Here is a 10288-nt window from a genome sequence, read left to right on the forward strand (position 1 = left end):
CGCCGCCAGCCGGGCTGGGGTTGTGGTTGTGGTTGTGGTTGTGGTGAGCATCTGCTGGTCATACGCCAGCAAATCCTCACCACAACACCCGCAGGGGGCACTGACGGGGCGGGCATCGAGGCGTTGGGGCGGGTGAGCCGCGCCGCAGCGTGCGAAGGGTCAGCACCCCGAGGGCCAGCCGCAGCGTGCGAAGGGTCAGCGCCCAGGAGCCCGCCACAGCACGAGCGCCCCGCCGGTCGTCATGCGACGCACCCGGGTACCGCGTGGCACGGCGACGACGTCGCCCGCGGCGTCCGCGGCGAAGATGCGGTGGCCGGGGTCGGCGATGGAACGCAGGAGCTCGTTGTCCGCGCGCACTCGCGCGAGCTCCCGCTCGAGCTCGAGGATGCGGCTGATCCCGGCGAGGTTGACGCCCTCGTCCTGGCTCAGCCGCTGGATCTCCCGCAGCACCAGGACGTCGCGCATGGAGTAGCGCCGTCCCCGGCCGCGCGTGCGCTGGGGACTGACCAGGCCCAGGCGGTCGTACTGACGCAGCGTCTGCGGGTGCATCCCGGCGAGCTCGGCGGCGACCGAGATGGGCAGTACGGGAGCGTCCTCCCGCTTCGACGTGCTCACGGCCATGTCCGCTCCTCCCTCCCGCCCTGCTCGTCTCGGTCGTCTCGGTCGTCTCGCCACGCTCATCCAGTCACCCGCCGGAGCACCGCGCGGACGACACGCCGTGTGCCTACTGCGCCGCCAGCTCGGCGAGGCCCTCGCGCGGGTTGGCGCCCTCGTTCGCGGCCGCGAACTCCTTCACCGCCGCCTTCGCGGTGGTGCTCAGGCGGGTGGGCACCACGACGTTCACGGTGACCAGGAGGTCCCCCTCGGACCCCTTGGTGCCGCCGAGGCCCTTGCGCCGCACGCGGAGGGTGCGGCCCGACGGTGTCCCCGCCGGCACCTTGAGCTTGACCGGGCGCCCGTCGAGCGTGGGGACGTCGACGGTCGCCCCCAGCGCGGCCTCGTCGAAGGTGATCGGCAGTGAGACGCGCACGTCCTTGCCCTCGAGGGAGAACACCGGGTGCGTCTCGACGCGCACGGTGACGATGAGGTCGCCGGGCTCGCCACCGTTGGCACCGGGCCGCCCCTTGCCGCGCAGCCGGATCTTCTGGCCGTCCTGCACGCCCGGGGGGATCCGGGTGGTCATGGTGCGACCTTCGACGGTCAGTTGCGCGGTGGAGCCGGACACGGCTTGCCGGAACGGCAGGCGGGTGGTGGCGGAGACGTCGGCCCCGCGCTGCGCCGCCCGGCGTCGGGCGCCGAACCCACCGCTGCCGAACATGCCCGAGAGGATGTCGTCGAAGCCGCCGCCGCTCTGCGAGGAGGTGCCCGGCGTCGAGTAGCGCACCCGGGTCCCGCCCGGCGCCCCGGCGCTCTGGCCGAACATCTCGCTGAACAGGTCCTCGAACCCGGCGCCGGATCCGCCCGAGCCGGCCGAGAACCGGGCGCCACCGCCGGCCATGGCCCGCAGGGCGTCGTACTGCTTGCGTTGCTCGGTGTCCGAGAGGACCGCGTACGCCTCACCGACGGACTTGAACTTCTCCTCGGCGGCGTTGTTCCCGGGGTTCTGGTCCGGGTGGTACTTGCGCGCCATCTTGCGGTAGGCCTTCTTGATCGCGTCGGCGTCGGCGTCCTTGGGGACACCGAGGACAGCGTAGAAGTCCTTCTCCAGCCAGTCCTGTCCGGTCATCCCGCCTCACCTCCTCGATCGTTCGGTCCTACCGGACGGTGCCGCGGCGAAGATCCCGCCGCGGCACCGCGTGTCACGGCACTGCCTCATTCGGGGCTCGTGACCGCGACGCGCGCGGCGCGGAGCACCCGTTCTCCGGCACGGTAGCCGGGTTGGAGGACCTGCGAGACCGTTGTCGACGTCGCCTCGGGGTCTGCGGTGCTCATCAGCGCCTCGTGTACCTCGGGGTCGAACTCGTCACCGACCGCACCGTAGCGCTCCACCTGGAAGCGCGAGGCGAGCGTGCCCTCGATCTTCTCCGCGATGGTCGCGAACGGGCCGGTCAGGTCGCCGTGCCGGCGGGCGAGCTCGATCTCGTCGAGCACCCCGAGCAGCGACTCCACGACGTCGAGCACCCCGGCCTGCCGGTGCGAGCCGGCCTCCTGCTTCGACCGGCGCACGTAGGCGTTGTACTCCTGCTGGACGTTGTAGACGTCCGCATTGCGCCGGGCGAGCTGGTCCGCCAGGTCGAGGGCCTCGGCCTGCGCCTTGGCGAGCGGGTCCGCCACGTCACCCTCAGCTTCACCCTCGGCCTTGGCCTCGGTACCCGGTACGGCACCCGCGGGGGCCTCCCCCTCGGGGTGGCGCACCTTCCCGGTCTCGGGGTCGATGCGCCGTTTGTCGTGGACGACGGGCTTGTCCGCCTGCTCCTCCTCGCCGGGGGCTGTCACTTGTTCTCCTCATCGTCGACGATCTCGGCGTCCACGACGTCGTCGTCCGCGGCGGGGTCGCCGGTGCCGGCGTCGAAGCCGGGCGCGCCCTGCGGGCCGGCGTCAGCGCCCTCGGCGGCCTGCTGGGCGTAGAGGGCCTCGCCGATCTTCTGGCTCTTGGTCGTCAGGGCCGCCTGGGCGGTCTTGACGGCCTCGAGGTCCTCGCCCTCGAGCGCCTTCTTCAGGTTGTCGACGGCGGAGCGCACCTCGGAGCTGACGTCCTCGGGGAGCTTCTCCGCGTTCTCCGTCAGCAGCTTCTCGGTGGAGTAGACGAGCTGCTCGGCGGTGTTGCGGGTCTCGGCCTCCTCGCGGCGCTGGGCGTCCTCGGCGGCGTGCGCCTCGGCCTCTTTGATCATGCGGTCGATCTCGTCCTTGGGCAGGGCCGAGCCGCCGGTGATGGTCATCGACTGTTCCTTGCTCGTGCCACGGTCCTTGGCGGAGACGTGCACGATGCCGTTGGCGTCGATGTCGAAGGTGACCTCGATCTGCGGCATGCCGCGGGGGGCCGGGGCGATGCCGGTCAGCTCGAAGGTGCCCAGCGGCTTGTTGTCCCGGGCGAACTCGCGCTCGCCCTGGAACACCTGGATGAGCACGGAGGGCTGGCTGTCCTCGGCGGTGGAGAAGACCTCGGAGCGCTTGGTCGGGATGGCCGTGTTGCGCTCGATGAGCTTGGTCATCACCCCACCCTTGGTCTCGATGCCCAGGGACAGCGGCGTGACGTCGATGAGGAGGACATCCTTGCGGTCGCCCTTGATGACGCCGGCCTGCAGTGCTGCGCCGACGGCGACGACCTCGTCCGGGTTGACGCCCTTGTTGGGCTCCTGGCCGCCGGTGAGCTCCTTGACGACCTCGGTCACGGCGGGCATGCGGGTGGAGCCGCCGACGAGAACCACGTGGTCGATGTCGGACAGCTTGATGCCGGCGTCCTTGATGACGTTGTTGAACGGGCCCTTGGTGCGCTCGAGCAGGTCCGCCGTCATCTCCTGGAAGGCGGCCCGGGTGAGCTTCTCGTCCAGGTGGATGGGGCCCGCCTCGCTCATCGAGAGGTACTGCAGCGAGATGTTGGTGCTCGTCGCGGAGGAGAGCTCCTTCTTGGCCTGCTCGGCGGCCTCACGCAGTCGCTGGAGGGCGATCTTGTCCTTGGCCAGATCCACGCCGTTCTTGTTCTTCACCTGCTTGACCAGCCAGTCGACGATGCGCTGGTCCCAGTCGTCACCGCCGAGGCGGTTGTCGCCGTTGGTGGCGCGCACCTGGATGGTGGAGAAGTCGTCCTCGTCCTTGCCCACCTCGAGGAGGGAGACGTCGAACGTGCCACCACCGAGGTCGAAGACCAGGATGAGCTCGTCCTCCTTGCCCTTGTCCAGGCCGTAGGCGAGAGCGGCCGCGGTGGGCTCGTTGACGATGCGAAGCACGTTGAGGCCGGCGATCTGGCCGGCGTCCTTCGTGGCCTGGCGCTCGGCGTCGTTGAAGTACGCCGGGACCGTGATGACGGCGTCGGTGACGGGCTCGCCGAGGTAGGACTCGGCATCCTTCTTGAGCTTGCCGAGCACGCGGGCGGAGATCTCCTGCGCCGTGTACTTCTTGTCGTCGATGGCGACGTGCCAGTCCGTGCCCATGTGGCGCTTGACCGAACTGATGGTCCGGTCGACGTTGGTCACGGCCTGGCGCTTGGCGACCTCACCGACCAGGACCTCGCCGGACTTGCTGAAGGCGACCACCGAGGGGGTGGTGCGGGCACCCTCGGCGTTCGCGATGACGGTGGGCTCTCCACCCTCGAGGACGGAGACCACCGAGTTGGTGGTGCCCAGGTCGATTCCGACCGCTCGTGCCATGTGCGTTGCTCCTTCGTCTCGGCGTCGGCGCGTGCCGCCGGTGCCTGGTTGAGTCGTATGCACTCAAGTCTCCGTGTCCGTTCCGTCTCAGTCAAGCCGAAACCCAAGAACTTGAGCCTATGTGACTCAACCCACGCGTGACTCCGAAGATTCCCTCCCCTGGCGACTCCGGCCCCCGACATCGGGCGCGAGCCCTTGGTCGAGGAGATCGAGGTGACCGCTCGCACGACGGTTGGGCCGGGTGGGCCACGACCCCTGACGCACGTGAGCAAGGGTCTGGCCTGAGGCACGTGAGCAAAGGTCAGACCTGAGGCACGTGAGCAAGGGTCAGCGAGCTGACGCTGGTGTGATCGTGCTTGCCCTACACCGGGATCTGCGGCAGCGGCACCGTCCCGCGGAGGTCGATGCAGTCGAGCCGACAGCGCCCGCCTCGCCGGGCGAGTCCGCACGCGAGAGCAGCGAGGCCCTACCGCCGTTCCGGGCAGTCGTCACCACCGTCGACGCCGCCGACCTCCACTCGTCGTGGCGCCCGGGCTGCCCCGTCGGACCCGAGGACCTGCGGGCGATCGACGCGCCCCACTGGGGCTACGACGGCGCGGTCCACACCGGCCGTCTCATCGTCGCCGCCGACCTGACCGACCCGGTCGAGGCCGTCCTGGGCGAGCTCTGCGCCGCTCGCTTCCCGGTCGAGCGGATGACTCCCGTGGAGGCCTACGGCGGCGACGACAACGCGGGTATGGCCGCCAACGACACCAGTGCCTTCAACTGCCGACCGGTGACGGGTGGCTCGTCGCGGTCCGAGCACTCCGACGGTCGGGCGGTCGACGTCAACCCGCCGGTCAACCCATACGTCGACGGGACCTTCGTCGCACCGCCCGAAGGCGCGGCCTACCTCGACCGCGACGGCCCGGGCACCGGCATGATCCGGGCCGACGACGCCACGGTCGAGACCTTTGCGACCCACGGGTGGGTCTGGGGCGGGACATGGGACTCACCCAAGGACTACCAGCACCTCTCCACCGCGGGCCGGTGAGCGGACCAGCACGTTCCGACGTCGGCCGATGATCGGCGCGCCCGCAGCGCTCGTACCGGTCGGCGTGACCGTTCTTGTGGTGGCCTCGACCGGCGCGAGCGCTCGTGCCGGGGCAGGATGAGGGTATGACCTCCGCCATCGCCGCCCTGGTGATCGACGCCCACGACGTCCGCCGCATCGCCGACTTCTGGGTGGCCGCCCTCGGCTGGGTGGTCCAGGAGGACGACGACGGCATCAGCATCACCCCGCCCGACGGCGGCCCGGGCATCGACGTCCTCCCCGTCCCGGAGGCGAAGACCGTCAAGAACCGCCTGCACCTGGACCTGCGGGCCGACGGCTCGACCCAGGCCGCCGAGGTCGAGCGGCTGCTCGGCCTCGGCGCGACCCGCACCGACGTCGGCCAGGGGCCGGACGTCAGCTGGGTCGTCCTCACCGACCCGGAGGGCAACGAGTTCTGCGTGCTGTCCCGGTCGGTGCAGGACGTCGCGGCCGAGATCTCGTAGCCGCCGGCCCGAGTCAGATCTTGGCGTCGATGTCCTGATAGCCGGAGTCCTCGCGGGTGCCGCCCATGCCGTCCCCGACGGCGGCGTAGTCGTGGATCCACGACACCGACCGGACCCACTTGACCATCTTGTACCCGTGCATCGACTCGACCCGCAGTCGCAGCGGCGCCCCGTACATGTCGGGCAGCGGAGCCCCGTTCATGCCCCACGCGAGGATGGTCTCCGGCTCCATGGCGACCTCGCGGGGCAGGATCGTGTAGTACGGCTCGACCGGCCGTCCGTCGGACATGTGCTGCGCGGTCCCGAAGGACTCGATCATCACGTACTCCGCGCCGGGCGCGGGCTCCACCTGCGCGAGAACGTCCCGAAGTGGGATGCCGGACCACTTCGCGATGCCGGTCCAGCCCTGCATGCAGGTGTGCATGGTGATCTGGTCCTGCGCGGCGATGGTGCGGAGCTCGTCGAGGGAGAACCTCTTCGGCTCCGCCGCGAGACCACCGACCTCCAGGCGGAAGTCCCGGAAGCCGTTCTCGCGCAGGCCCAGCCACTGCGGGGACTGCTTCTCGTCCGGCGGCCGGGTGTTGACCCAGTGGAACGGGGAGATGTCCTGCTCCGTGTACGCCCCCATGCGCTGCCGGGACGTCAACGGCTCGAGCAGGAGCTTCTTGACCGGCCGCTGCAGCCGGTACAGCAGTCGCTGGGCGCGACGCCTGTCCGCGAGCGACCAGTACGAGGCGAGGATCCACAGCAGGACCACGATGGTCACGCCGAGGATCACGCGGATGACGGCCTGCCCGACCAGGGCGGGGTCGTACTCCTGGCCCAGCATCATGTGCACGAGGTTGTGCTCGGGGTGGACGAGGAGGACGAGCGCGACGTGGATGAGTGCGAAGCCCACGAAGGCGGCCATCCCGAGGAAGTGGATGGACCGGGCCGCCTGACGGCCACCGAAGAGCTTCGGGTACCAGGGGAATCGCCCGGCGACGGCGGGCGACATGGCCGCACCGGTGGCGATCATCAGCGGGGCGATCAGGAAGACGACGGAGAAGTAGCCGAGCTGTTGCAGCGCGTCGTAGGGGCTGAAGAGCTCGAGCGACGGCACGTCGAACCCGGCGTAGATCTTCAGCGACTCCCACGCCTCACCGAAGATGCCCCAGGAGGTGGGCACGATCCTGCGCCACTGGCCGGTGCCGAAGAGCAGCACGACGTAGATCAGGCCGTTGAGGATCCACAGTGCCGTGATCAACCCGTGCCACGCCCGGCCGATGCCGATCACGCCCCGCCCCGGCAAGGCGATCAGGGGATGGAGACTGCGCTGGTCGTCCCTCGCGGTGAAGGCACCGACCTCGTGCGAAACCTTGTCCTTGGTGAACCTCAGCCACTCGGTGCCGGGCCCGCAGTCGTTACGCCAGTACAGCCGCGGGTGCGAGGCCAGCACCTCCCAGCCGGACCGCACGAGCAGCCCGAGGAACAGGAAGTTGACGAGGTGGGTGATCTGCAACCACCAGGGGAAACCCAGGGCGTCAGCGCCCGTCACCGCTTGGCTCAAGATGGGATGCACGGCCTGCTCCTCGTCGTGTCGGCAATGCAAGGTCCCAGTATCGGAGAGTCCTGGCCGTCTCCATCATGACCCAGAGCCGCGCACCCGACGGCACGACACGCGCCCGGGAGGTCTGCGGCGGCGACGTGGTCGGCTGCCTTCCTTCGTGGCGACGACGGAGCGGTCCGGGCGATCAGTCGCTGCGCAGGACGGCGAGCATCGCCCGCTCGATGACGACCCTGGTGGCCGGATCGAGGCTGAGCGCAGTCGGGTTCGACTGCCGGAACGCGTGGATGCCCGCCGGCAGACAGGCGACGGCGCACGCGGCGCGCACCCGGAGCACGGCCGCCTCGTCCGGGTCGGCGGGGAGCGGGCCGGCGAGGGCGTCGGCGACCTGCTGGGGCAGCGGGACGCCGCCGGCGAGCTGGCTCAGATGGGCCGCGATGGCCGGGTCGGAGATGGCGACCAGGATCTGGGGCCCGACGTCGCCCGCGACGTCGACCAGGCGGGAGACGAGCCCGGCACGATCCGCGGGGACGTCGACGAGGACCTCGCGGACCCGGCTCAGCGCCGGGGCGAGCACGCGGTCGAGCAGGGCCTCCTTGGACGGGAAGTGGTAGTACAGCGCCGCCTTCGTCACACCCATCCGGTCGGCGATGTCACGCAGCGAGGTACCGGCGTACCCCTGACGCTCGAACAGGTCCAGGGCGATCTGGACGATCCGTTCGCGCGTCCCGACCTCCGTGACGGTGTCCATCGCCTCACGCTCCTACTTGACGACCGGCAGGTAAGGAAGTCTACTCTGACACCTCACTTACCGGTCGGCAAGTAAGGCGGAGAGATGCGTACGTTCGGAATGTGGAGCTACCGGCATCCGGTGGTGGTCGTGCTGCTGTGGGTGCTCGCGATCGGCGGGGTGCAGATCGCCGCCGGCGTGATCGGCACGGACTACCGCAACAGTTTCGCCCTGCCGGGGACCGACAGCCAGGCCGCGGTGGACCTGCTCGACGAGCGCTTCGCCGCCGCGTCCGGGGACGCCGACACGCTGGTCGTACGGTCCGCCATGGGATCCGTGAACGATCCGGACGTCCGCGCCGAGGTGGACGCGCTGCTCGCCGAGGTGGCCGGGATCGACTCGGTCATCGCCGTCCGCAGCCCGTACGGGCCGATGGGTGCGGGGCAGATCAGCGAGGACGGCACGGTGGCCTACGCCTCGGTCCAGTACGCCACCGCCGGGATCGAGGTCCCCCGCACGGATCTCGAGGCGCTGACGGGTCTGGTCGACGACGCCGCGACCGACACGCTGGAGGTCTCCGTCGGGGGCCAGGGCGTGGCGGCGCTGTCCACCCCCGAGGTGGGTGCCGGCGAGCTGATCGGGGTGGCATTCGCCGCACTGGTGCTGTTCGTCGCGTTCCGTTCGGTGGTGGCCATGGCGCTGCCGATCGTCTCCGCCGCCGCCGCCCTGGGCGTGGCCGTCGGGCTGGTGCGGCTCGGCTCGAACGTGGCGACCATCTCGGACGTCGCTCCCGTCCTGGGCATCCTGCTGGGCCTCGGCGTGGGGATCGACTACGCGCTCTTCATCCTCAACCGGCACCGGATGAATCTGCGCACCGGCATGCGCCTGCGCGAATCCGTCGCCACCGCGCTGGACACCTCCGGCCGCGCCGTCGCCTTCGCCGGGGTCACCGTGGTGATCGCGCTGGCCGGCCTGTTCGTGACGGGTATCGAGTTCCTCTACGGCATGGCGGTGGCCGCGTCGATCTCGGTCGTCTTCACCGTGCTGGCCGCCGGCACGCTCCTGCCGGCGCTCCTGCGGCTCGCCGGCCGCCGGGTGCTGTCCCGGGCCGACCGTCGCGCCCTCGACACCGGCCGACTGGAGCACAACCCGGCCAGCCCCGGGTTCACCCGCTGGGCGAACCTCGTGGCCCGCCGTCCGGCCACGCTGGTGCTGATCGCGGTCGCCGTGCTGGGCGTCGTCGCCTACCCGGCGTCGGACCTGCGGCTGGGCACGGCGGACCAGGGCAACGACGCCGCGGGCACCACGACCAGGCAGGCCTACGACACCCTTGTCGGGGCGTTCGGACCGGGTGTGAACGGTCCGCTGGTCATCGCGGTGGACCTCAGCGAGAACCCGATGCCCGTTCCACCACAGGCTGCGACCGGGGCCGGGGCTCCCCCGGCCGGATCCGGGGCGGCGACCGACGGCGTCATGGCGCCGGACGGCGTCACGCCCCCGGAAGGGGCCACACCACAAGGGGCCACACCACCGGCCGGTGGGGCTCCCGCGCCGGCCCCGCAGACGCCGCCCCAGCTGGCGGGGCTGATGGCCGGGCTGCGGGCCGACCCGGCTGTCGCCGACGTGATCGGGCCGATACCGAGCGAGGACGGCACCGCCGCGGTGATACGGGTGGTACCCACGACCAGCCCCCAGGACCAGGCCACCAGCGACCTGATCGAACGGGTCCGCACCGACCTCGTCCCCGCTGCGGAGGAGGCCTACGGCCTCGACATCCACGTCGGTGGCCCGACCGCGACGTTCGACGAGTTCGCCGAGCGCGTCCAGGACGCCATCCCGCTGTTCATCTCCCTGGTCGTCGGCCTCTCGATGCTCCTGCTCGTCCTCGCGTTCCGCTCCCTGCTCATCCCGCTGGTCGGCGCGCTGCTGAACCTGCTCTCCGCGGCCGCCGCGTTCGGCGTCGTCGTCGCCGTATTCCAGTGGGGCTGGGGTGCCGAGCTGATCGGGCTGGGCAAGGCGGGGCCGATCGAACCCTTCTTGCCTGTGATCCTCTTCGCGCTCCTGTTCGGGCTCTCGATGGACTACCAGGTCTTCCTGGTCTCACGCATGCACGAGGAGTGGATCCGCACCGGGGACAACGCCACCGCCGTCCGGACCGGTCACGCCGCC

9 protein-coding genes are annotated in these 10288 nt (G+C 70.7%); 3 read left to right on the forward strand and 6 right to left on the reverse strand.

Annotation, left to right across the window (positions count from 1 at the left end; translation table 11 throughout):
- Nucleotides 1-195: 195 nt before the first annotated feature.
- The 4 genes from ACYC1Z_RS11980 to dnaK form a co-directional block, all read right to left on the reverse strand.
- The gene (locus ACYC1Z_RS11980; protein ID WP_461409758.1) at nt 196-621 is read right to left on the reverse strand and encodes a heat shock protein transcriptional repressor HspR; all 426 of its coding nucleotides are present in this window, start codon (nt 619-621) and stop codon (nt 196-198) included.
- Between the two features lie 103 nt (nt 622-724).
- On the reverse strand, nt 725-1726 hold the full coding sequence (locus ACYC1Z_RS11985) for a DnaJ C-terminal domain-containing protein (protein ID WP_461409759.1): 1002 nt from the start codon (nt 1724-1726) through the stop codon (nt 725-727).
- Between the two features lie 86 nt (nt 1727-1812).
- Nucleotides 1813-2436 (reverse strand): nucleotide exchange factor GrpE, encoded by a 624-nt coding sequence (locus tag ACYC1Z_RS11990; protein WP_461409760.1) that lies wholly within the window; start codon nt 2434-2436, stop codon nt 1813-1815.
- A complete protein-coding gene (gene dnaK / locus ACYC1Z_RS11995; protein WP_461409761.1) occupies nt 2433-4307 on the reverse strand; it encodes a molecular chaperone DnaK in 1875 nt (624 codons plus the stop codon). Before dnaK ends, ACYC1Z_RS11990 begins: the two co-directional genes overlap by 4 nt.
- A 352-nt stretch (nt 4308-4659) precedes the next feature.
- On the opposite strand from dnaK, the gene ACYC1Z_RS12000 reads away from it, so the two are divergent.
- On the forward strand, nt 4660-5340 hold the full coding sequence (locus tag ACYC1Z_RS12000; RefSeq protein ID WP_461409762.1) for a M15 family metallopeptidase: 681 nt from the start codon (nt 4660-4662) through the stop codon (nt 5338-5340).
- Between the two features lie 125 nt (nt 5341-5465).
- A complete protein-coding gene (locus tag ACYC1Z_RS12005; protein WP_461409763.1) occupies nt 5466-5843 on the forward strand; it encodes a VOC family protein in 378 nt (125 codons plus the stop codon).
- Between the two features lie 13 nt (nt 5844-5856).
- Here ACYC1Z_RS12005 and ACYC1Z_RS12010 read toward each other — a convergent pair whose 3' ends face one another.
- Together ACYC1Z_RS12010 and ACYC1Z_RS12015 are read right to left on the reverse strand one after the other, a co-directional pair.
- Nucleotides 5857-7404 carry a molybdopterin-dependent oxidoreductase gene (locus ACYC1Z_RS12010; protein ID WP_461409764.1) on the reverse strand — a complete coding sequence of 516 codons (1548 nt, stop codon included), beginning with the start codon at nt 7402-7404 and terminating at the stop codon, nt 5857-5859.
- Between the two features lie 172 nt (nt 7405-7576).
- Nucleotides 7577-8140 (reverse strand): TetR family transcriptional regulator, encoded by a 564-nt coding sequence (locus tag ACYC1Z_RS12015; RefSeq protein WP_461409765.1) that lies wholly within the window; start codon nt 8138-8140, stop codon nt 7577-7579.
- A gap of 84 nt (nt 8141-8224) precedes the next feature.
- Here ACYC1Z_RS12015 and ACYC1Z_RS12020 point away from each other — a divergent pair.
- Nucleotides 8225-10288: MMPL family transporter (locus tag ACYC1Z_RS12020; RefSeq protein WP_461409766.1), on the forward strand; the 2064-nt coding region annotated here is incomplete at its 3' end.

This window comes from Georgenia sp. (genome assembly GCF_054605595.1).